This is a genomic window from Stenotrophomonas sp. 57 (assembly GCF_030291075.1).
Lineage (GTDB): Bacteria > Pseudomonadota > Gammaproteobacteria > Xanthomonadales > Xanthomonadaceae > Stenotrophomonas.
In genome coordinates this window covers 2,268,541-2,290,341 of sequence record NZ_CP127407.1, presented here as the reverse complement: position 1 = coordinate 2,290,341, position 21,801 = coordinate 2,268,541, and the positions used below count along the sequence as shown (strand labels likewise).

Sequence of the window (21,801 nt, the reverse complement as noted above, 5' to 3'; positions counted from 1 at the left end):
TCTTGTTTCCTGGGGCGAATGGGGAATCGGTGATCAGCGGGCAGCCCACTGCTCAAGCACGGCGCCGTACGGCTTGATGAAGTGCTCTTCGGTGAACCGGCCCTGCTTGACCGCGAGCTGGCTGCGCTCCTCGCGGTCATAGACGATGCGGGTGGAGGAGTAATCCTGGTGCTTCAGGCTGGGCTGGTAGACCTTGCCTGCCCCGGAGTTGGCGTTGTAGATCTCCGGGCGGTAGATCTTCTGGAAAGCCTCCATCGTGCTGATGGTGGCGATCAGCTCCAGGTTCGAGTAGTCACCCAGCAGGTCGCCCTGGAAGTAGAACGCCAGCGGTGCGACGCTGCCCGGCGGCATGAAGTAGCGCACCTGCAGGCCCATCTTGTCGAAGTACTGGTCAGTGGGAGAGAACTCACCCTGGCGATATTCCACGCCCAGGATCGGGTGGTGGTTCTCGGTGCGGTGGTAGGTCTTGCTGCTGGACACGCTGATGCAGATCACCGGCCCCTTGCTGAAGTTGGCACGGTAGGCGTCAGACTCCAGGAAATGCCTGAACAGCTTGCCATGCAGGTCGCCAAAGCCTTCCGGAATGCCAAAGGTGGCCTTGCCTTCGTTGCTGGCCGGCAGTACCACGCTGAAATCGTAGTCGCGCACATAGGACGAGAAGTTGTTGCCCACGATGCCTTCGGTACGCACACCGGTGCGGGTGTCGACGATGGTCGGGCGCAGCACCTCGATCAACGGGAACGGATCGCCGCCATCGCTGTCGTCGATATGCATCTCCACCGAGATGATGTCCAGCTCGACCGCGTAACGGTCCGCGCTGGGGTTGTCCCAGTGCGCCAGATCGTTGAAGCGGTTGTTGATCATGCTGATCGTGTTGCGCAGGTTCTCCTGGCGCGACTCGCCGCGTGCGAGGTTGGCGAAATTGGTGGTGATGCGCGTCCCCTCTGCGGGCTGGTAATCCTCGTTGAAGGGGATGCGCGTGATGCTGAAGGTGAAGGTGTCGGTCGTCATGGGCGGCGTTCCGTGTTGCGGGGTGACATCCGGATGCGGGCGAGGGCATCCGGCATTCAAAGAGCTGCGGCGGCCTCAAGGGCGGTGGCACGATGGCGGGGCAGCGCCAGCAGCGGCATGGCCCGCCGTACCGCCAGTCGCGCCCGCTCGATCAGGGCGTCGTTGTGCACGCGGCCGTCGGCGAAATCGCGGTCGGTGGCGTAGACACCCAGCGGCAGGGTGCGTGCCTGGAAGAAGCTGAAGAGCGGGCGCAGCTGATGGTCGATCACCAGCGAGTGGCGCTCGCTGCCACCGGTGGCGGCCAGCAGGATGGGGGTGTCGACCAGTGCGTCCTGGTGGATGAAGTCGAAGAAGTGCTTGAACAGCCCTGTATACGAGCCGCGATAGACCGGCGTGCTCACCACCAGCACATCGGCCTGCTCAACAGCGGCCAACTGGCGTTCCACGGTGTCGGGCAGCTGCGAACGCCAGAGCGCGCCCGCCAGCTGCGGGGCCAGTTCGCCCAGTTCAACCAGGTGCTGCTCGCCGTGGATGTCCTCGCCGATCAGGCCCAGCAGATGCTCGGCCAGCGTGGCGGCCCTAGAAGGGCGTTGCAGTCCGCCGGAGACGGCGACGATTCGAAGGGGGCGGGCAGGTGAAAGCATGACACGATCCTAGTCAGTGCCTTCCATGACGTAAAATGGTATTACTTCACCAATCCATGAGCGGGATTCATCATCATGCTGGAGCGGATCCACCTCAGCATCGTGCAGCAGGTCGAGCAGCAGGGCTCGCTCACCGCTGCCGCCGGCGTGCTCAACCTGACCCAGTCTGCCCTGAGCCACAGCATGAAGAAGCTGGAGCAGCAGCTGGGCACCGACGTCTGGCTGCGCGAAGGCCGCAGCCTGCGGCTGACCCAGGCCGGGCAGTACCTGCTGGCCGTGGCCAACCGGGTGCTGCCACAGTTGGCCCTGGCCGAGGAACGACTGGGCCAGTTCGCGCAGGGCGAGCGCGGTGCGCTGCGCATCGGCATGGAGTGCCATCCCTGCTACCAGTGGCTGCTGAAGATCGTCTCGCCGTACCTGGCCGCGTGGCCGGATGTGGACGTGGACGTCAAGCAGAAGTTCCAGTTCGGCGGTATCGGCGCCTTGTTCGGCTACGAGATCGACCTGCTGGTCACCCCCGACCCGCTGCTGAAGCCAGGCCTGACGTTCATCCCGGTGTTCGACTACGAGCAGGTGCTGGTGGTGGCCAGCAACCATGCGCTGGCAAAGCTCGACCATGTAAAGCCACGCCAGCTGGCCCAGGAAGTGCTGATCAGCTACCCGGTGCCGTTCGAGCGCCTGGACATCTACAACCAGTTCCTGCTTCCGGCCGGCATCACGCCACGGCGGCACAAGGCCATTGAAACCACCGACATCATGATGCAGATGGTGGCCAGCGGCCGTGGCGTGGCCGCCATGCCGCGCTGGCTGGTGGAGGAGTATGCCGCGCGCATGGACGTGGTGCCGGTACGCCTCGGCGCGAAGGGCATTCCCAAGCAGATCTATCTGGGTGCGCGCGAGGCCGATACCAGCATCGACTACCTGCAGGCTTTCATCGAACTGGCGCGGAACAGTTCGCCCCTGGCGAGTAGTGCAGGCGTGGGCGCGTGATGTCCGCGCCTACGTCGCTGCAGGTGCAGGCCTTCCTTGATGCCTTTTCGCTGGAGGTAAGCGCCAAGGCCATGCCGGCGCTGGGTGCCGAAGCCACCCGCATTCCGCGCGGCACCACGATTTCCATTCCCTGGCTGGCCAGCGAGGACGACGACGCACGCCTGGCAGCGGCGCGCAGGGTGCGTGAGCTGGGCTTCGAGCCGATGCCGCATCTCTCGGCGCGGCGCATCGGGTCGCGTGCGGTGCTTGAGCGCTTCCTGCAGCGTGCCGCCAACGAGGCCGGTGTCGCCCAGTGCCTGGTGATCGCCGGCGACCTGGCCTCGCCCGCCGGACCGTTTGCTGACAGCGCCTGCATCATCAAAACCGGTCTTCTGGAGACGTCCGGCATCAGGATCGTCGCCATCGGTGGTCACCCCGAAGGGCATCCGGCAATGCGCGCTGAAGAACGCTGGCAGGTGCTGGAACACAAGTGCCGGGCCATCGAAGCGCGCGGCATGGCGCCGATGATCATCACCCAGTTCGCGTTCGATGCCGGTATCGTTCTGGACTGGCTGCATGCATTGCGCGCTCGCGGCATCGTGGTTCCGGTGCTGGTGGGTGTGCCCGGTCCGGCAAGCATTGCGCGGTTGCTGCGCTACGCCGCGATGTGCGGGGTGGGCGCCAGTGCCTCGATGCTGGCAAGGTACGGCATCTCGATCGGGCGGCTGCTTGGAACGGCGGGGCCGGAGGTGTTCATGGATCGCATGGCAGCTGGACTGACCGAGGACCATGGCTTGGTCAGCCCGCACTTCTTCCCGTTCGGGGGCATCGCGCAGTCGTTGGACTGGATCGGGCATTATCGTGCGCAGGCCTCTGCAGCCTGCCGCTCACAGGTCATCCAGTGAATCCACGCGAAGGAGGATGGCCATTGAACAGGAAATCAAGCCAACTGGCCACGATCGTGGGATGGACCCTGGGTGCAGCGGCAACAGCAGGGGCGGTTGCTTCCTATTTCATCAGCACCTGGAAACTGCAGCATGCGCCTCTGGCGCCTTATCCAGCCGCAGGTGAAATCCATCCGTACTTCATCCGTGGCACGACGATCTACCTGAACAGTCTCGATCTTGCCGTCGAAAGCTGGCTGCTGCCTTCGATGATCGTACTCGGCCTGCTTGCGGGCTCGATCCTGGCGTGGGTGCAGCGAAACCGGGGATCCAGCTAGTACGGAACGCGGTCGCGATGGAGTGCAGTTTCCGCTCACCCCTGGTGGCGGCGTATCCCGGACGGGCTGCTGATCAGGCCCGCGTTGCTGATGGCCTGGCGCGTACCGCACGCGCGACACGCAAGCACGGTGCCTCCTCGCACATGCTCCATCTCCTGCTCGCCCCATATGCTGGTTGTGCCGCAGGCCGTGCAGGTGGCTTCGATCTGCAGGGCCCGGGCCAGGTCGCCCTCTGCGCCCGGCCTGTAGGTGAGGTCGGTGATCTTGAATATGCCGGTATGACTCATCGGAACGCCGTTGTGGGTCTACTACGGGAAGATAGCGGTGCGACGGTGTCGGCCGCGTTGGCGCAGTGTTGAGAAAGGGTGCGCTTCGCTCATGGATCAGTACGCAGCATGAATTCCTGCAGCCGCGCCCGGCTGACGGACTGGTGGTTGCCGCATCCCGGGCAGCTGAGCGAAGCGGCGCCGTTGAGGTCGACGAGGCCGTGGCCAGGGATGGCCCGGAACTGCCTTGAGCACTTCAGGCACGAACAATCCATGCGAGTGACCTGCAGCAGGGTGCCATCCTCACGCGCCACTCCTTCGACGCTGATTACATAGAACTGTCCGATGTCGCGCATGAAGATGAATAAAGCCCTGAACGTGTGGGGGCGCTCATCATGCCGTCTGTCGCGTCGCAAGGCGCGACCCGTATTCTGAAGAATTAAGAATACGCATCACGGCCCGGGCTTGTACCGGATGCTAGAGTGTGAATAGGTGCCGACGTGGCGCCACATTCAAGGCTGATGTCCATGCCCATCAGGGCCGTTGTATACGCAAGCCAGGCCGCCGAAGGTCTTTCGATTGATCGCCTGAAGGCGCTCGTGGCCGATGCCGCAAGGTTCAACAAGCTTGCAGGGGTGACAGGCGTGCTGCTGCACGATGGAACGCGATTCGTGCAGTACTTCGAAGGGCCCGAAGATGGCGTGGCCAGCGTCTACGAGCGCGTGCTGCAATCGGCCAGCCACACGGATGTCGTGGAGCTGGCGCGCGGGCGCGTTTCTACCCGCCAGTTTCCCTATTGGTCGATGCACCAGCTTCCTGCCGATCAGCTACTGGTCGGCCGACTTGCCAGGGCCGACTGGTCACGCTTCAAGAGAAGCCAGCCCGAGGAAATCGCAGGCTCCGCGTGGGGAATCGATGTGCTTGCTGCGGCAGTAGCGCCCTACGTACACGCCGCTTAGTTTCCGCTTCGGCGGCCACCTGATCGAGGTGTGCAGTGAAATGAAGGCTCTCATCACGCTCGTCGCTGCACTGGCTGCGGGCCCGGCGCTTGCCGATGCCCCGCTGCCGCCGCCGGAGAGGTTCACGGCATGCTCCCCCGCGCGGAATCTCTGTGCGGATTCCGATCCGGCCTTGAATTCAACACGGGTAACACCGCACGCATCGGGTCAGGAAGCCTGGCTGATACCCGGCTGGCATCGCTGGCTGTTCCCGTCGGACGATGGGGAGTCGGTCGTGGTCGGCTACGAGGGCATGAACCTGGTTCCGGTTGACGTGACGTTGAGCGAGCCGGTGCTGCTTTTCTACCATCGTGGCCGCTTGGTCCGCACCGTCACCCTGGGTCAACTGTATCGCCGCACATCGCAGCTCAGGCGTACCGACTCGCACTTCGCCTGGGTGAGCACCATCGGCTTCAATCACTCCAACCAGCTCGTAGTCGAGCTGGTCAATGGAGACAAGGTGGCGTTTGCCGCCGGTACGGGCGTCCGCGAGCCGGTGCGGCCGGATGGCCGCTGACAGGCCGTCACGGGTGTTCGGGGAATCACGCGCGGCGTGACCGAACCATCACCCGCATTCACTCCACAACAGCGAAAATGCACTGTCGGGCGCGCCCATGCGCGCGCCGCTCACTGCCTGCAGGATCGTGAAGATGTCCAAGTCCGCCTTTGGTGAATCGTCATGTGCCGCCGCTGCCAGCGGTTGCGTCGAGGTGCGCGGTGCGCGCGAGCACAACCTCAAGAATGTCGACGTCTCCATCCCGCGCAACGCATTGGTGGTGTTTTCCGGTGTTTCGGGCTCCGGCAAGTCATCGCTGGCCTTCGGCACCGTCTTCGCCGAAGCGCAGCGGCGCTACTTCGAATCGGTTGCGCCGTATGCACGGCGCCTGATCGACCAGGCCGGCGTGCCCGATGTGGACGCCATCGACGGGCTGCCGCCGGCAGTGGCGTTGCAGCAGCAGCGCGGCGCCAGCAATGCGCGTTCATCGGTGGGCAGTGTCACCACGCTCTCCAGCCTGGTGCGCATGATGTACTCGCGTGCAGGCGCCTACCCGGCCGACCAGCCGATGCTCTACGCCGAGGACTTCTCGCCCAACACGCCGCAGGGCGCCTGCAGTACCTGCCACGGGCTGGGGCATGTCTACGAAGTGACCGAAGCCTTGATGGTGCCGGACCCGTCGCTGAGCATCCGCGAGCGCGCCATCGCCTCCTGGCCGCCGGCCTGGCATGGCCAGAACCTACGCGACATCCTGGTCACGCTCGGCTACGACATCGACGTGCCGTGGAAGAAGCTGCCGAAGAAGGACCGGGAGTGGATCCTGTTCACCGAGGAAACGCCCACCGTGCCGGTCTATGCCGGCTTCACGCCTGCCGAAACCCGGGCAGCACTCAAGCGCAAACTCGAGCCGAGCTACATGGGCACGTATACCGGCGCGCGTCGCTACGTGCTGCATACCTTTGCCAATACCCAGAGCGCGCTGATGCGCAAGCGGGTTTCCCGCTACATGGAAGGCAAGCTGTGCCCGGCCTGCCACGGGAAACGCCTGAAGCCGGAAGCGCTCTCGGTCACCTTCGCGGGCGTGGATATCGGCGAGTTCATGCGGCTGCCCCTGGATCAGCTGGCAGATCTGCTGGAGCCCATCGCGCAGGGTGATTTCAGCGCACACAGCAGGGGCGAACGCACCCGCAGGAACACCACGCGCCGCGACCGCAGCCAGCGGGCGGCCAGCGGGCGCGCCGTCCATGCTTCAGCCCCGGATGTCCGCCTGACCTCGGCCCTGTCGGAAGAGAAGCGGCTGGCTGCACAGCGACTGGCGAGTGGGGTCATGGCGCGTGTACGGCAGCTGCGTGAGCTGGGCCTGGGCTACCTCTCGCTGGACCGCGCCACGCCCACGCTGTCCGCCGGCGAACTGCAGCGCCTGCGGCTGGCCACCCAGCTCAGCTCGCTGCTGTTCGGTGTGCTGTACGTGCTCGACGAACCTTCGGCTGGCCTGCACCCGGCCGACAGCCAGGCGCTGTACGACGCGTTGGACCGGCTGCGTGATGGCGGAAACTCGGTGTTCGTGGTCGAGCACGATCTGGAGCTGATGCGCCGCGCGCAATGGCTGGTGGACGTGGGCCCGGAGGCCGGCGAGCGGGGAGGGCGGGTGCTCTACAGCGGCGAGCCCGGTGGCCTGCGCCAGGTGCAGGATTCGCGCACCGCCCGGTATCTGTTCGACCAGGTGCCAGCGCCTGCCAGCCGCCAGCGAAGCGCCGCGAACTGGCTGGAACTGAAGGGCATCCATCGCCACAACCTGCACGGTGTGGACGCGCAGGTGCCGCTGGGGTTGCTGACGGCAGTGACCGGCATTTCCGGCTCGGGCAAGTCCAGCCTGATGGCGCAGGCGCTGCCGGAGCTGATGCTGCTGCATCTGGGGCACGAACCCGCGGACGATGGTGCCGAGGTCTCACCCACGGACGGGCCGACCGTGATCGAAACCACCCGGGGCCAACTGGCCGGTGATGTGGACGCCATCCAGCGCGTGGTGCAGGTGGACCAGAAGCCGATCGGCCGCACACCGCGCTCCAACCTCGCCACCTATACCGGGCTGTTCGATCACGTACGCAAACTGTTCGCGGCGACGCCGGCCGCACGTCGTCGCCGGTTCGATGCGGGCCGTTTCTCGTTCAACGTGGCCAAGGGCCGATGCGAGACCTGCGAAGGCGAGGGTTTCGTGAGCGTCGAGCTGCTGTTCATGCCCAGCATCTACGCCCCGTGCCCCACCTGCCACGGCGCGCGTTACAACGAAGCCACGCTGAAGGTATTGTGGAACGACCGCAACATCGCCGAGGTCGTGAAGATGACGGTGGACCAGGCGCATGCGTTCTTCAGCGGGGAGGAGCCCATCGCCCGACCGCTGCAGCTGCTGCAGGAAATCGGCCTGGGTTACCTGCGGCTGGGCCAGCCGGCCACCGAGCTTTCAGGCGGTGAGGCCCAGCGCATCAAGCTGGCCACCGAACTGCAGCGCAGCCAGCACGGGCGCACGCTCTACGTGCTGGACGAACCCACCACCGGCCTGCATGCCTCCGATGCGGACAGGCTGCTGGTACAGCTGCAGCGGCTGGTCGACGCAGGAAACACAGTGATCATGATCGAGCATGACATGCGTGCGGTCGCGCAGGCGGACTGGGTGATTGACGTTGGCCCGGGCGCAGGCAGTGCCGGTGGCACGATCGTGGCGAAGGGAACGCCGCATCAGGTGGCGCGTGCCAAGGGCAGCCGGACGGCGCCGTTCCTGGCGCGCGAGCTGGCGCCCCTGTAGGGCCGAGCCATGCCCGGCCATCACGATCCGCCAGATCTCGGGTCCGCCTGTCCATCAAACGATGTTCAGCTCTCCCCGCGCCACTGGCTCATCAACATCTGAAGAAAGCGTTCCGCAGTAGGCGAGAGCAGGGCGCCTCGGCGACGGACGATCCCGATCGTGCGCGACACCACAGGGTTGCCTATCGAGCGCGTCACCAGGGTGGGGTGATCCCCGTCCGGCGTCGCCATTTTCGGCAGGACAGAAACGCCGATGCCGGCCTCGACCATGCCCAGTGACGTCGACAGGTGGGTCACTTCGTAGTGCCAGCTCAGTTTGAGGTTCTCGCGCGCCAGGGCGCCGTCCAGCAGCGTGCGATTGCCGCTGGTGCGATGCACGGTGATCAGCTGATGCTCGGCGAGGTCGGCCCACTCCACCCTGCGCTTGCGGGCCAGCGGGTGGTCGCGTCGGCAAGCCAGCACGAACGGGTCTTCGGCCAGTACGTCGAAGTCGAGATTCGGATCGTTGGCGCCCATGAAGTTGATGCCGAACTCGACTTCGCCACGCTCCACCGCCTGCAGGCCCTCGGTCGCCGGGATATCCAGGATCCGGAAGCGCACGTTGGGATGCGCTTCGTGGAAGCGCGCCATCACGCTTGGCAGGAAATAGAACGCGGCCGTAGGCAGGCAGGCGATGGTGACAGTAGCACCGCGGGTGTCTTCGCGGCCGCGCAGTGAGAACAGTGATCCATCGAATTCCTCCAGCATGCGACGCACCAGCGGCAGCAGGTTCTCGCCGACTGCGGTCGTGCTGACGCTGCGCGTGGTGCGCTCCAGCAGAGGCGAACCCACGGCCTGCTCCAGCTTCTGTATCCGTCGGCTGAGTGCCGGCTGGGAGACGTGCAGGATCTCCGCGGCCCGATGGAAGCTGCGTGTCTCCGATACAAGCAGGAACGCGCGGAGATCGAGGATTTCACAATTGATGCTCATAATGTATCAATAATCCAAAAAGCAGCAATTCACAGATCAATTGGGGTCATGCCAGTATCGAATCACAGAGGGGCCATTCATCCCCTATACGCATCAATCTAGCACACGTATGTCCAACGATCTGCTCAGCATTCCCTGCGTGCTCATGCGAGGCGGCACCTCCAAGGGCCCGTTCTTCCTGGCCAGCGACCTTCCGGCGAACACCGCCGAACGCGATCGCCTGCTGGTGGAAGTGATGGGGTCGGGTCATCCGCTGCAGATCGACGGCATCGGTGGAGGCAACGCGCTGACCAGCAAAGTGGCCATCATCGACCGATCCAGCCGGGCAGACGCCGACGTGGACTATCTGTTCGCCCAGGTAAGGGTGGAACAGCAGGTGGTGGACACGTCCCCCAACTGCGGCAACATGCTGGCGGCAGTGGGCCCGTATGCCATTGAGCGGGGGCTGGTGCAGGCCCAGGATCCGCAGACCGAGGTGCGCATCCACAACGTCAATACCGGCAAGCTGATCATCGCGACGGTGGAAACGCCTGGCGGCAAGGTGGTCTATCGCGGTGATACGCGCATTGCCGGTGCGCCCGGTTCGGCCTCGCCGGTCAGACTCTCCTTCCTTGATGCCGCGGGCGCCCGCACCGGCAAGCTGCTGCCCAGCGGGCACGCGCAGGAGTCCATCGATGGCGTCCCGGTCAGCCTGGTGGACTGCGCCATGCCGATGATGCTGGTGCGTGCCGAAGATCTGGGCGTACGAGGTGATGCTTCGCCCGCCGAACTGAACGCGGATGCGACATTCATGCGCCGGCTGGAAGCGCTGCGCATCCAGGCAGGCGCCCGCATGGGCATCGCCGACGCCGGCAACAAGGTCATTCCCAAGCCGGTGCTGCTGTCGGCGCCGCAACAGGGGGGCGATCTGCAGGTGCGCTATTTCATGCCGCACCAATGCCACACTGCACTGGCCATTACCGGCGCGGTCGGCCTGGCCACCGCCGCCGTCACGCCGGGCACGCTGGCCCACACTTTGGTCGGATGCCTGTCCGTTCCCGGCAGCATTACCCTCGAACATCCGAGCGGGGCCCTGGAGGTGGGTCTCAGTCGCAGTTCGGACGATACGCCGGTGATTGCCAGCGTGATCCGCACCGCGCGCAGACTGTTCGACGGTCGGGTATATGCAACGTCGCCCGCGCACGCCACGACCAGTACCACCCAAGACCGCCAATGGACGTCAGCGGCATGATCTGAAACCGGCCGGGTCGGCACAGGCGTGCCTGCCCCGCCACCACAACGTAGATGCTTCACTCCTGGGAGGGATGATGTACAAGCAGTTCCTGATGGTCGCGCTGTGCGCGGCCGGCCTGGCCGCGGCCGGGTGCAGCAACAGCGGCCGCGCCGAAGGTGCGACCACAGGCAGCGCCGACAACGCACCGGTGCGCATCAGCGTCGGCTCCTACAACCTCAACAACCTGCCGTTCTTCATCGCCGACGCCAAGGGGTACTTCAAGGACGTCGGCCTGCAGGTGAAGACAGAGAACTTCGCCCAGGGCGGCTCCAAGGTACTGCAGGCGCTGGTGGCCAATTCCACCGATGTGGCCGTCGGCTTCTACGATCACACCATCCAGATGCAGGCCAAGGGCAAGGACGTGGTCGCCTTTGTGCTGCTCTCGCGCAATTCCGGGCTGGTGATGGCCGGCCGCGAAGACGCCACCTTCGATCCGGCCCGGCCGGAAACCATCAAGGGCCAGAAGGTCGGGATCACCGCGCCGGGCTCCTCGTCAGACTTCTTCGTCCGTCACTTCCTCGCCCAGCATGATATTCCGGCCGACAGCATCTCGCTGATCGGTGTCGGCTCCGGCGCCGCAGCGGTTGCTGCCCTTGAGCAGGGCAAGATCGACCTGCTGGTCAACTACGACCCGGCTGCCACCCTCATCACCGAGCGCAAGGTCGGCAAGATCCTCCTCGACGCGCGCAGCGACGACGGCGCCCGCCAGGTCTATGGCGGCCTGTATCCGACCTCGGTGATGTATGCCAACCAGAGCTTCCTGGACAAGCGCCCCGAAGCGGCCGAGAAGATCGCCCGTGCCGAGCAGATGGCATTGAAGTTCATCGCTGACAACAGTGCCGAAGAGATCGTTGCCGCGCTGCCGGACAGCTACGTCTCCGGCGATCGCGCCACCTATGCCCGCGCTGTGGAGAACGCCCGCGCGATCTTTACCAGGGACGGTCACTTCACGCCGTCCGACCTGGAAACCCCACTGAAGGTGCTGCGCGAGTTCAACACGGATGTGGCCAAGGCCAACATCGATCTGTCCAGGACCTACACCAATGCCTTCGTCGAGCGTGCCAACGCTGCGGCGCCGGCTGCCCAACCGTAAGCGGAGGTAACCCCATGGCCCTCAATGCCACCGTGCGCCAGTTCAATGGCGCACCGCAGCTGGATCCTGCACAGACCATGGTCGCCATCAACAAGGTGACCATGTCCTTCGGCGAATTCACCGCCGTGCGTGATGTCGACATCCAGGTGGGTGACGGCGAGTTCCTTGCCATCGTCGGCCCGACCGGCTGCGGCAAGAGCACCATCCTCAATTCCGTGGCGGGCCTGCTGAAGCCGTCTTCCGGGCAGGTGAGCATCGACGGCCGCGCCGTCAGCGGTGTGCAGGAGTCGGTCGGCTACCTGTTCCAGCAGGATGCGCTGCTGCCGTGGAAGACGGCTTACCAGAATGTTGAACTCGGCCTGCGCTTCCGCGGCGTGCCCGAAGCCGAACGCAAGGCCAAGGCCAACGCGTGGCTGGCGAAGGTCGGCCTGGCCGGTTTCGAGCACCGCTACCCGCACCAGCTGTCCGGTGGCCAGCGCAAGCGGGTGCAGATGGCGCAGGCGCTGATCGTCGAGCCGAAGGTGATCCTGATGGATGAACCGTTCTCGGCGCTGGACATCCACACCCGCCACCTGATGCAGAACGAGCTGCTGCGTCTTTGGCAGGAGGACCGGCGCTCGGTGATCCTGATCACCCATGACCTGGAAGAAGCGATCGCCCTGGGGGATCGCGTGGTGGTGCTGTCCTCCGGCCCAGCCAGCCGGGTGGTGCGCAGCTTCGACGTGGGCCTGGAACGTCCGCGCAACGTGGCCGAGATCAAGCTGGATGACCGTTTCACCGACCTGTACCGCGACATCTGGGCCTGCCTGCGCGGCGAAGTGGAGAAGAGCTATGCACGCCAAGACTGACAAATTCATCCAGCTGGCCCTGGTAGTCGCCGTTTTCGGCGGCTGGGAAGGCGGTATCGCGCTGGGCGTGATCGATCCGTTCTTCTTCCCTTCGCCGACGGCGATCGTGCAGCAGGCCTGGACCTGGTTGTCCGATACCTCGTTCTACCAGCATGTCTACATCACCCTTACCGAAACCGCGCTGGGCTACATCATCGGCACCGGCCTGGGTGTGGCTGGCGGTGTCTGGCTGGGCCTGAGCCGCCGTTCGGCGCGCATCCTCGATCCCTTCATCAAAGGCTTCAACGCAATTCCGCGCGTAGTGCTGGCGCCGATTTTCGTGTTGTGGCTGGGGCTGGGCCTGTGGTCGAAGGTGGCGCTGGCGGTCACCCTGGTGTTCTTCACTACGTTCTTCAATGCCATGCAGGGCGTGCGTGAGGTGAATCCGGTGGTACTGGCCAATGCCCGCATCCTGGGCGCAAGCCGCAGCGACCTGCTGCGCCACGTCTACTTCCCGGCAGCAGCCAGCTGGATCCTGTCCTCGCTGCGCACTTCGGTGGGCTTCGCGGTGGTCGGCGCGATCATCGGTGAGTACCTTGGCGCCTCGGCGGGCCTGGGTTACCTGATCGCGCAGGCCGAGGGCAACTTCAATGCGGTGGGCGTCTTTGCCGGCATCATCATTCTGGCCGCCTTCGTGCTGGTCATCGACGCCATGCTGGACGTGGTCGAGAACAAGCTGATCACCTGGCGTCCCAACGCACAGGCACAGGCCACCAGCTGAACTGGCCGCGCTGAGCCGGCCTGCCGCGCCGCCGGACCGATCCGGCGGCGCGCACTTCTTCCCCCGATCTTCCCCCGCACCACCGCAACAGGCCAGCGCCGGGCCAGGGGGCCGGCTGGCCGGAGAGAGAGTCCATGAACCATTCCACCGTGCTGCCGCTGGCAGCGCTGTCGGTCGCGCTCGGCCTGCTGTTGGCCAGTGGCCATGCTGGCGCCCAGGCTGTTTCGTCCCCGCCCGCACCACTGAGCCAGGCCGAACTGTCACGCCTGGTGCAGCAGCAGGCGCTGCAGATCCAGCAATTGGAAGCGCGCCTGCGCGCCGTCGAGGGCGGGCAGGGCATGGCGGCCGGGCCTCCCGCTCCGCCCGCGCCCGGGCCTGCGCTGGAGACGCGCGTGGCCACACTGGAATCGGGACAGTCCAAGCTGCCCAAGGTCTCCTGGGCCAAGGGCGCACCGGAGTTCAGCAGTGCCGACGGCAATACGGTGTTCCGTCCCCGCGGCCGCCTGTTCGTCGATGCCTCCAGTACTGACGGTTCCGCGGTCGCCGGCCGCAACGTTTCGGGTACCGAGATCCGTTCGGTGCGCCTTGGGGCAGAGGGACGCTACGGAACCCTGGGCTGGGTGGTGGAGGGTGACTTCGCCGACAACGCGGTGGCCTGGAAGTCGGTCTACGCCACGCTGGATCACGCCCTGTTCGGGCTGTCGGCCGATCTCACAGTTGGCAATCGCTTGAATGATCGCGGTATCGATGGTTCCAGCAGCACCTCCAACACGCCGTTCCAGGAGCGCAACGTGGTCGGCACGCTGATGCTGCCACAGCGCGGCCTGTTTGGTGTCGGGTTGACCGAGCGCATCTATGGAAAGGGGTGGCATGCCAGCCTGTCGGTGGCCGGCAACGATCTCAACAACGCCGGCACCGACAACGACAGCCAGACCTGGGCCACGCGCGTGCATTGGAACCCGGTGGCCAACGACGCGGTCACCGTACACCTGGGGGCCTGGGCCTTCCACGAGGAGATCGCTGCAGGCGCCAGCGGCGTCGTCCGCAGTTCGGCCATCGCTGGGCACTTCAACGACCTGGTCAAGATCGCGCCGGGCACACTGCTGGGCGCCGAGCGCAGTACGGCCTATGGCGCGGAACTGGCCGGCTTCGTCGGGCCGGCGTGGGCGACCGGCGAATGGGGCACCCGCAACCTGCGGGGGAGCGACGACAGCGGCCGTTACGATCGTGACCACGAGGCCTGGGCGATCTCGGCCGGCTGGTTCCTGGCCGGCGCACGCCCGTCCTACACCGGCAGGACCGGTACCTGGGGGCGCGTGAAGGTGGCTGACCCGGTGACCCGTGGTGGTCGCGGTGCATGGGAGCTGAAGGGCCGCTATGAAGACGTGGACTATGCCGAGTTGCCCAGTGGCGGCACCGGCCACGCATGGACCCTGGGCGCGAACTGGTATCTCAACGATTTCAGCCGCGTGATGTTCGAAGCCGTCCGTTGGCAGACCCGCCACCGCAGTGGCAGTGCAGCAGGCAGCGATGAAGGCACCACCTTCAATACCCGCCTGCAGCTGGCGTTCTGACACCGACGCGCCGCCCGCGCGCCGATCAGAGCAGCAGCAGCGCTCCGATCAGCGCGGGCGGCATCACCAGCGCGCCGACGCGCAGGAAGTCGAGTGCGCTGACATGCACGCCCTCGCGACGCAACGCCACCAGCCACAGCATCGTGGCCAGCGAGCCGGTCACCGAGAGGTTCGGCCCAAGGTCCACGCCGATCAGCAGCGCGGCGCGGGTCTGTGCCGGCAGGTCGGCCATCTGCCCCAGCGAACCGGCCGCCAGCCCGACCGGCAGATTGTTGGCCAGGTTGCTGAGCAACGCCGCCGCACCACCGGCCAGCCAGCTGGACTGCTGCGGGGAAGCCTTCGCCACGGACTGCAGCGCGCTGGCCGCAGTCTGGATGACACCGGTCTGGGCCACCGCTTCCACCAGCACGAACAGGCCGGCCACCAGCGGCAACACGCCCCAGGATACGTGGCGCAGCAGCGGTAGCGGGCTGCGGCGCTGGCGAACCACCACGGCCGCCACGCTCAGTGCACCGGCGCAGAACGTGGCCACGCCGAGCGGTCCGTCAAGTGCAGAGGTCACCAGCAGAACGCCGCCGGTGAACAGCACGCCCAGCGCACTCAGGCGCCCGCCCTCGGTCAGCGGGCGATGCTGCGGCGCGGCCACCAGCGGCTGTGCGATCTCGCGCCGGTGCACCCAGCGCAGCACCAGATAGGTCGCACCGATCGCCGCCAGCGAGGGCAGGGCGAACTGCGCCAGCCACTGCAGCAGCGGCGGCATGTGCTGGCCGTACACCACCAGGTTGGCCGGGTTGGAGATGGGCAACACGAAGCTGGCCGCATTGGCGATGAAGGCACAGACGAACAGGTAGGGCAGAGGATTGGCGCGGGCCGCCTTGCAGGCTGCGTAGACAGCCGGGGTCAACACCACGGCTGTCGCATCATTGGAAAGAAACACCGTTACCAGCGTGCCGACCAGGAACACGAGGTCGAACAGGCGCCGCCCCGAGCCGCCCGCATGCCGCACCGCATACAGCGCCAGCCAGTCGAACAGCCCTTCGCGGCGGGCAAGCTCGGCCAGCACCATCATGCCAACCAGGAAAAGGTAGACGTCGCGGCCTTCTGCGACTGCGTGCCAGGTCGTGCCGAACGACAGGGTGCCGCTGAGCGGAAGCAACGCGGCGGCGCCGAGCGCCCACGCGTACTCCGGGATGCGGAACGGGCGGAACAGAAGGCCGACAGTGGCAACGGCCACCGCCATCCAGATGATGAGCGAAGAATGGGAAGCGAGCATGGAGTAGGGCGTGCGCGGTGCCGTCCATCGACCCTGTCGCCGGTTCTCCGGCGCATGTGATCGGCGTGCGGGCGCCCGCTGCGATCAGTGCAAGTGCCGGGGTTGCGGCATCATACCGTGCTGGCTGCCCAGCGAATGCCATGGCGCGGCGCGTTCCGTGACGGCCGCGCCAAGGCATTCAACACGGCGCCTACTGCGTCGCGCATTCCACCTTGCGATCGAACTCGGTGCCCAGTACCACCGAGGTGATCGCAAGCGTTGTGCCCTTTCCGGCGCGCAGCGCAAACGGTACGTTCAAGCGGCTCATGTCTGCCCCGGCCTTGGCCAGGCACTTGAGGGGAACGCCCAGCCTGACCCACTCGTTCCGCGGCGCCGCCGACAGCGCAGGGCCCAATGCGACCTCGGCAGCACACGCCGCACCGCAGGCGGTAGCGAGTGTCACCGCGGATTCCGCCGGGAGCTGTTCGACACGCACGGTCGCTACCACGGAGAGCTCGCCGTTGGTTTCGCGCGACCAGTCCAGCGGCGTATTGGCCTGCAATGCCACCGTGGCCGGCGCCCGGAAACTGAACCGGCGCGCACCCTCCTGCACATCGGTGTTGATCGCGACCATCGCCAGTGACTGGTCGGCAGTGGTTGCATTGGGATGCACGACATCGGTCGATTCGCCATTGGCGGCAGTCAGGCGAAGCATCAGGCCGGTGCCGGCCACGCCACGCTCGAACAGGGTGCCGCTACCTGCGGCGTCCGGATCAATGCCGAGGTCCTCGGAAAGCGCAGGCAGGTTTCCCTTGTCGGCATAGGTCAGGCCGTAGCCGTAGGCGAACTGCGGGTCGTAGTCCTTCTGCCCCACGTTGTTCTGGTACTGGTTGGCGCGGCGTGGCCAGGAGAAGCTCAGCTTTCCGCGGAAGTCGTGTTGCACGCGCCCATCGGCGCCACGCAGGAGCACATCGGCCACGCCCCCACCTTCCGAGCCAGGCAGCCACGCAGCCACGAAGGCATCGGCGGCGTTGATTTCGCGGTTCAGCCACAGCGGTCGCCCGCTCAGGAACACCCCCACGACCGGAATGCCGTCTGCCTTCAGGCGTCGCATCAGCTCCAGGTCTCCGGACTTGCCGTTCTTGAACATCAGGTTGGGCAGGTCACCCTGGAATTCGGCGTAGGGATCTTCGCCGAACACCACGATGGCCACATCGGGACGGTTGCGGTAACGGCCATCGATCGCCAGTTCGGCCTGGCCACCGCCTGACTTGACCTGTGCCTGCAGACCTTCCCAGATCGTTTCCGCATTCGGGAAGTCCTCGCGCCGCGTGCCGTCGCCCTGCCAGCTGAGCGTCCAGCCGCCCGCCTGACGGCTCATGTCGTTGGCGCCATCGCCCGCAACCAGTACCCGCTGTTTCGGCGACAGTGGCAGCAGGTGGTTCTGGTTCTTGAGCAGCACCAGCGATTCACGCACGGCCTGCCGCGCCACCTGGCGATGCGTTGGCGCCCCGAGCAGCTCGAACTTGCCGCCCAATGCGCGCTCGGAAGGCTTGGGCTTGTCGAACAGGCCCATGCGCATCTTCACCCGCAGGATGCGGCGGACGGCATCGTCCAGCCGCGCCTCCGGCAGGGTGCCGTCCTTCACGTGGGCCAGCGTGCTCTCGTACATCCCCTTCCAGCTGTCCGGTGCCATGGCCATGTCCAGGCCGGCGACGTAGGTCTTCGCGCAGTCGGTGTTGCTGCAGCCCTTGATCTGGCCATGGCCGTTCCAGTCACCGACCACGAAGCCGCCGAAACCCATCCGGTCCTTCAGCACATCGGTCAACAGTGGCTTGTGCCCGTGCATCTTCTCGCCATGGAAGCTGTTGAACGACGCCATCACCGACTGCGCGCCCGCATTGATCGCCGGCAGGTATCCGGCGGCGTGGATGTCACGCAATTCGGCCTCGCTGACCGTGGTGTTGCCCTGATCCTTTCCGTTGTCCGTGCCGCCATCGCCGAGGAAATGCTTGACCGTGGTCATCACGTGGTGGTCGTCGAGGAAGTCAGCGGCCCCCGCCTTGCCCTGCAGGCCCTCGACGAATGCCCCTGCATAGCTGGCCACCAGTGCCGGATCTTCCGAGTAGCCCTCGTACGTGCGCCCCCAGCGGTCATCCTGCGGGACGGCCACGGTCGGCGCGAACGTCCATTCCATGCCGGTCACGCGGGTTTCGGCCGCGGTGATCCTTGCGATCTCGCGCAGCAATTCCGGGTTGCGCGCTGCACCCAGGCCGATGTTGTGCGGGAACAGGGTGGCACCCACCACGTTGCTCTGGCCATGCATCGCATCAATGCCCCAGACGATGGGAATGGCCTTGCCACCGTTGCGCGTGTCCATCGAGGCTTCCCAGAACGCGTCGGCCAGCGCAAGCCATTCGGCGGGCTTTGCGTTGTACCGGCCACCTGGGTCGGATGCGCCGCCTGCCAGTATTGAACCCAATCGATATCTGCGCACGTCATCGGGCGTGATGCTGGCGATATCACCCTGCACGATCTGGCCCACCTTTTCTTCCAGCGTCATTGATGCGATCAGCGCGTCGATGCGTCGTTCCATGGCCGGATCGTTGGCCAGCGGCCAGGTTGCCCTGGGCCAGTGCGCGGGCGTGATGGTGCCTGCGTCGTTCACCGGGGCAGGGGCCGCACCGGCCGCAGGTACCAGCGCCATGGCAAGCGCCGCAGCCAGCATCAGGCGGTGGGGACGGAAAACGGGGTTGCGCTTCGCACGATCGGAATGACGGACGTTCATCGGAACAATCATCTCGGAAGGGTGGCTTGGGTGGGCTCGGCGGCCAGAAAGCAACCTGACAGCGTTGTCAGTCAGAACCGAGCATACCCAGCCCGTGGGACGAATGCTTGCTGCACAGCGGCATGGGATTTGAGGATAAAGTTGCATCTGTATCCACATCCCGTGGTGCAGGATTCCGGTAAAGATGGTGAGGCTATGACGGGCAGAGGGCGGGGGATGCCGGGAGCTGAGCAGGTGCTCGCAGGCAGGCCGGGACGGGTGCGGATCGAGGATGTCGCGGCAACGGCCGGGGTCTCGATGAAGACCGTCTCGCGGGTGCTCAACAACGAGCCGAACGTCTCCAAGAGCACCCGGGCCCGGGTGGAGGCGGCGGTGGAAAAACTGCGCTACCGCCCCTTGCCCTCGGCACGGGTCCTCGCTGGCCGGCGCTCCTACCTCATTGCGATGCTCTTCGATAACCCGTCTTCGAACTATCTGATGGAGATCGAGATGGGGGTGCTGGACGCGTGCATGGAACAGCACTACAACCTGATGCTCGCTCCGCTGATCTACGACGCGGCCGATATCGTGGAAAAGGTCGAGTCATTGATCATGCAGTCGCAGCTCGACGGCGTGGTGCTGACGCCGCCGCTGACAGACGACACCGCCCTGCTCGAGCGCCTGGTCGACCTGGGGATCCCGTATTCCAGCATTTCGGCGAAGGAACAGAACCGGAACGTGGGCGTCGTCGTGGATGAGATCGGCGCGGTGGTGGCGCTGATCGCACACCTGGCCTCGCTGGGCCATACCCGGATCGCCCATATCAAGGGACACGCCGCGCATGGCGCAAGCATGTGGCGCCTGGCGGGCTATCGCGAAGGCCTGCGCAGGGCAGGCCTGCGCTACGACCCCAGCCTGGTGCTGGAAGGCGAATTCTCATACGAATCCGGCTACATCGGCGCCAACGCGCTGCTTGATCGGCCTGATCGGCCGACCGCCATCTTCGCCGCCAACGATGATATGGCGGCAGGCGTCATCTGTGCGGTGTTCGAACACGGCCTGTCGGTGCCATCCGACATCTCGGTCTGCGGTTTCGATGACACGCCGATCGCCCGCCAGATCTATCCGGCACTGACCACCGTCTGCCAGCCCACCCGTGAGATGGGCCGGCGCGCGGCCATGGAGCTGATCAAGGAAGTGCGCGAGCTCGGCAGCGGTGGCGTGGTCGATATTGCTTATGCCCTGCAGGTCCGGCGATCCACGGGACCGGCCCGTCACGATTGAACGCAGGTGCGATGGCGTGCCGACGCGGCCGGCACGCCATGCTGGCAGGCAGGGGCGCGGCTCAGTGGCCGCCTTCGGTGGCCAATCGCTCCAGATCTACGCCCTGACGACGCAGCGTACGGCCGGCCGCCCACGCGTAGAACGCCAGATAGCAGAAACACAGCACGCCAATGATGAAGCTGTAGTGCACGCCGACCTTGTCGGCCAGTGCACCCTGCGCCCAACTGACGATGCCGCCGCCCATGATCATCATGATCAGCAGGCTGCTTGCCTGGTTGGTGTGGCGGCCCAAGCCGGTGATGGCCAGGGTGAAAATGCAGGGCCACATCGTGCTGCAGAACAGCCCAACACTGATGAAGGCGATCACACTGGTCATCCCGGTGGTGAACATGCCGACCAGCTGCGCCGCGATGCCACACACGGCAAAGTACAGCAGCATGCGCGATGGATTGCCCTTGCTGGCCAGGGTGGCGATGATCATCAGGGCGATCACCGGCGCGTAGTGGAAGAACTGTGCGGAGTTGTGGCCAGAGATCGCGTTGACGGCAAGGTAGATGGCAAATGCAATGAACGGCAACACCAGCATCAGCAGCTTCTGCGCGCCTGCGCGCACGTCGAAGGCTCCGGCGGCCCCTCCCCAGCGACCGATCATCAGGCTGGCCCAGTACAGCGAGACGAACGGGGCGATCACCGAGGTTTCCAGGCCCAGCCCACCCTTGCTCAGGGGTTGCTCAAGGTAGGCTGGAAGATTGTCGATGGTCGACACCTCTACGCCGACGTAAAGGAAGATCGCGACCATGCCCATCGCCAGCTGCGGGTAGGAGAGCGCAGATCCGCGATCCGCCTGGTGATCCGACCCGGTTCCACCTGCGGGGACCGTCGCGCGCAGCTCGACATGATTGGGCACGCTCGAGAACCGCAGCAGCACGGCGACCAGTACGAAGGCGGCGCCCAGCACCAGGTAGGGGATCTTTACGCTCTCGATGCTCGCCTCTGTGTTGCCGGCTGACACGCTGCCAAAGATGGCAATGCTCACCAGCAGCGGGCCTACCGTCGCGCCCAGGTTGTTGACACCGCCGGCCATGGTGAGGCGCTGCGATCCGGTGGCCGGATCACCCATGATCACCGCCAGCGTATTGGCCGCGATCTGCTGGAGCGAGAAGCCCAGGCCCACGATGAACAGGCCGGACAGCATCAGTGCAAACGAGCCGGTATTGGCCGCCGGATAGAAGAGCAGGGCACCCAGTGCCGACACCAGCAGGCCAAGGCAGATGCCGTTGCGATAGCCCACCCGATGCAGCAGGTCGTTGCCGATGGCGCGGGAGATGGCGATGTAGATCAGCGAACCGGCGGTGTAGGCAACGTAGAACGCCATCGCCACGTACATGCTCTGTGCCTGGCTGAGATGGAACGCTTTCTTGAACACCGGAATGAGGATGCCGTTGCTTGCAGCGACGAAGCCCCAGAAGAAAAAGACGGTGATGAGTACACCGAACTGCGACCAGCGGGTTGTGTGTTTCATGATTCTCGTGTCATCACGGGCAGGACGACGCCCCGTGCGTTGTCGCACAGG

The 21,801-nt window shown here is 65.5% G+C and carries 20 protein-coding genes; 12 read left to right on the top strand and 8 right to left on the bottom strand.

Annotated elements, in window-relative coordinates:
- Positions 1–33: 33 nt before the first annotated feature.
- Both QP512_RS10550 and msuE read right to left on the bottom strand, forming a co-directional pair.
- Positions 34–1,011, bottom strand: coding sequence for a DUF1852 domain-containing protein (locus tag QP512_RS10550; RefSeq protein WP_286068428.1), 978 nt, complete (start codon positions 1,009–1,011; stop codon positions 34–36).
- 56 nt (positions 1,012–1,067) lie between these two features.
- Positions 1,068–1,655 carry an FMN reductase gene (gene msuE / locus QP512_RS10545; RefSeq protein WP_286068427.1) on the bottom strand — a complete coding sequence of 196 codons (588 nt, stop codon included), beginning with the start codon at positions 1,653–1,655 and terminating at the stop codon, positions 1,068–1,070.
- A gap of 75 nt (positions 1,656–1,730) precedes the next feature.
- Here msuE and QP512_RS10540 point away from each other — a divergent pair, with 75 nt between their 5' ends.
- The 3 genes from QP512_RS10540 to QP512_RS10530 are packed head-to-tail and all read left to right on the top strand — an operon-like array spanning position 1,731 to position 3,846.
- Positions 1,731–2,645, top strand: coding sequence for a LysR family transcriptional regulator (locus QP512_RS10540; RefSeq protein ID WP_286068426.1), 915 nt, complete (start codon positions 1,731–1,733; stop codon positions 2,643–2,645).
- Positions 2,645–3,529 (top strand): methylenetetrahydrofolate reductase, encoded by an 885-nt coding sequence (locus tag QP512_RS10535; protein ID WP_286068425.1) that lies wholly within the window; start codon positions 2,645–2,647, stop codon positions 3,527–3,529. The genes QP512_RS10540 and QP512_RS10535 overlap by 1 nt, the downstream gene beginning before the upstream one ends.
- Positions 3,530–3,552: 23 nt before the next feature.
- Positions 3,553–3,846, top strand: a complete 294-nt coding sequence (locus QP512_RS10530; RefSeq protein ID WP_286068424.1) for a hypothetical protein — start codon at positions 3,553–3,555, stop codon at positions 3,844–3,846.
- Between the two features lie 35 nt (positions 3,847–3,881).
- Here the strand turns inward: QP512_RS10530 and QP512_RS10525 are convergent, their stop codons facing one another.
- On the bottom strand, positions 3,882–4,133 hold the full coding sequence (locus QP512_RS10525) for a hypothetical protein (protein WP_286068423.1): 252 nt from the start codon (positions 4,131–4,133) through the stop codon (positions 3,882–3,884).
- An 89-nt stretch (positions 4,134–4,222) separates the two neighbouring features.
- Positions 4,223–4,468: a hypothetical protein gene (locus QP512_RS10520; protein ID WP_286068422.1), complete on the bottom strand. Its 246-nt coding sequence runs from the start codon at positions 4,466–4,468 to the stop codon at positions 4,223–4,225.
- 171 nt (positions 4,469–4,639) lie between these two features.
- On the opposite strand from QP512_RS10520, the gene QP512_RS10515 reads away from it, so the two are divergent.
- The 3 genes from QP512_RS10515 to QP512_RS10505 all read left to right on the top strand — a co-directional run bounded on the left by QP512_RS10515 (position 4,640) and on the right by QP512_RS10505 (position 8,409).
- Complete coding sequence (locus QP512_RS10515) at positions 4,640–5,071, top strand: BLUF domain-containing protein (RefSeq protein WP_049430846.1); 432 nt, start codon at positions 4,640–4,642, stop codon at positions 5,069–5,071.
- Positions 5,072–5,111: 40 nt separating this feature from the next.
- Complete coding sequence (locus QP512_RS10510) at positions 5,112–5,627, top strand: hypothetical protein (RefSeq protein ID WP_286068421.1); 516 nt, start codon at positions 5,112–5,114, stop codon at positions 5,625–5,627.
- Between the two features lie 133 nt (positions 5,628–5,760).
- Entirely contained in the window at positions 5,761–8,409 is a 2,649-nt protein-coding gene (locus QP512_RS10505) for an excinuclease ABC subunit UvrA (RefSeq protein WP_286068420.1), read from the top strand.
- A 65-nt stretch (positions 8,410–8,474) separates the two neighbouring features.
- Here QP512_RS10505 and QP512_RS10500 read toward each other — a convergent pair whose 3' ends face one another.
- Positions 8,475–9,377: a LysR family transcriptional regulator gene (locus tag QP512_RS10500; RefSeq protein ID WP_286068419.1), complete on the bottom strand. Its 903-nt coding sequence runs from the start codon at positions 9,375–9,377 to the stop codon at positions 8,475–8,477.
- A 109-nt stretch (positions 9,378–9,486) separates the two neighbouring features.
- Here QP512_RS10500 and QP512_RS10495 point away from each other — a divergent pair, with 109 nt between their 5' ends.
- From QP512_RS10495 to QP512_RS10475, 5 genes are all read left to right on the top strand, one after another.
- A complete protein-coding gene (locus QP512_RS10495; protein ID WP_286072031.1) occupies positions 9,487–10,608 on the top strand; it encodes a 4-oxalomesaconate tautomerase in 1,122 nt (373 codons plus the stop codon).
- Positions 10,609–10,684: 76 nt separating this feature from the next.
- Complete coding sequence (locus tag QP512_RS10490; RefSeq protein WP_286068418.1) at positions 10,685–11,743, top strand: ABC transporter substrate-binding protein; 1,059 nt, start codon at positions 10,685–10,687, stop codon at positions 11,741–11,743.
- 14 nt (positions 11,744–11,757) lie between these two features.
- Positions 11,758–12,591, top strand: coding sequence for an ABC transporter ATP-binding protein (locus QP512_RS10485; RefSeq protein WP_286068417.1), 834 nt, complete (start codon positions 11,758–11,760; stop codon positions 12,589–12,591).
- Entirely contained in the window at positions 12,575–13,351 is a 777-nt protein-coding gene (locus tag QP512_RS10480) for an ABC transporter permease (protein WP_286068416.1), read from the top strand. The genes QP512_RS10485 and QP512_RS10480 overlap by 17 nt, the downstream gene beginning before the upstream one ends.
- A 134-nt stretch (positions 13,352–13,485) precedes the next feature.
- A complete protein-coding gene (locus tag QP512_RS10475) occupies positions 13,486–14,925 on the top strand; it encodes a porin (RefSeq protein WP_286068415.1) in 1,440 nt (479 codons plus the stop codon).
- A 25-nt stretch (positions 14,926–14,950) separates the two neighbouring features.
- On the opposite strand, the gene QP512_RS10470 is transcribed toward QP512_RS10475, so the two are convergent.
- Together QP512_RS10470 and QP512_RS10465 are read right to left on the bottom strand one after the other, a co-directional pair.
- Complete coding sequence (locus tag QP512_RS10470; RefSeq protein ID WP_286068414.1) at positions 14,951–16,198, bottom strand: arsenic transporter; 1,248 nt, start codon at positions 16,196–16,198, stop codon at positions 14,951–14,953.
- Positions 16,199–16,388: 190 nt separating this feature from the next.
- Positions 16,389–18,965, bottom strand: coding sequence for a glycoside hydrolase family 3 protein (locus QP512_RS10465; RefSeq protein ID WP_286068413.1), 2,577 nt, complete (start codon positions 18,963–18,965; stop codon positions 16,389–16,391).
- Between the two features lie 216 nt (positions 18,966–19,181).
- On the opposite strand from QP512_RS10465, the gene QP512_RS10460 reads away from it, so the two are divergent.
- The gene (locus tag QP512_RS10460; RefSeq protein WP_286068411.1) at positions 19,182–20,228 is read left to right on the top strand and encodes a LacI family DNA-binding transcriptional regulator; all 1,047 of its coding nucleotides are present in this window, start codon (positions 19,182–19,184) and stop codon (positions 20,226–20,228) included.
- Positions 20,229–20,289: 61 nt separating this feature from the next.
- Here the strand turns inward: QP512_RS10460 and QP512_RS10455 are convergent, their stop codons facing one another.
- Positions 20,290–21,750 (bottom strand): MFS transporter, encoded by a 1,461-nt coding sequence (locus tag QP512_RS10455; RefSeq protein ID WP_286068410.1) that lies wholly within the window; start codon positions 21,748–21,750, stop codon positions 20,290–20,292.
- Positions 21,751–21,801: the final 51 nt, after the last annotated feature.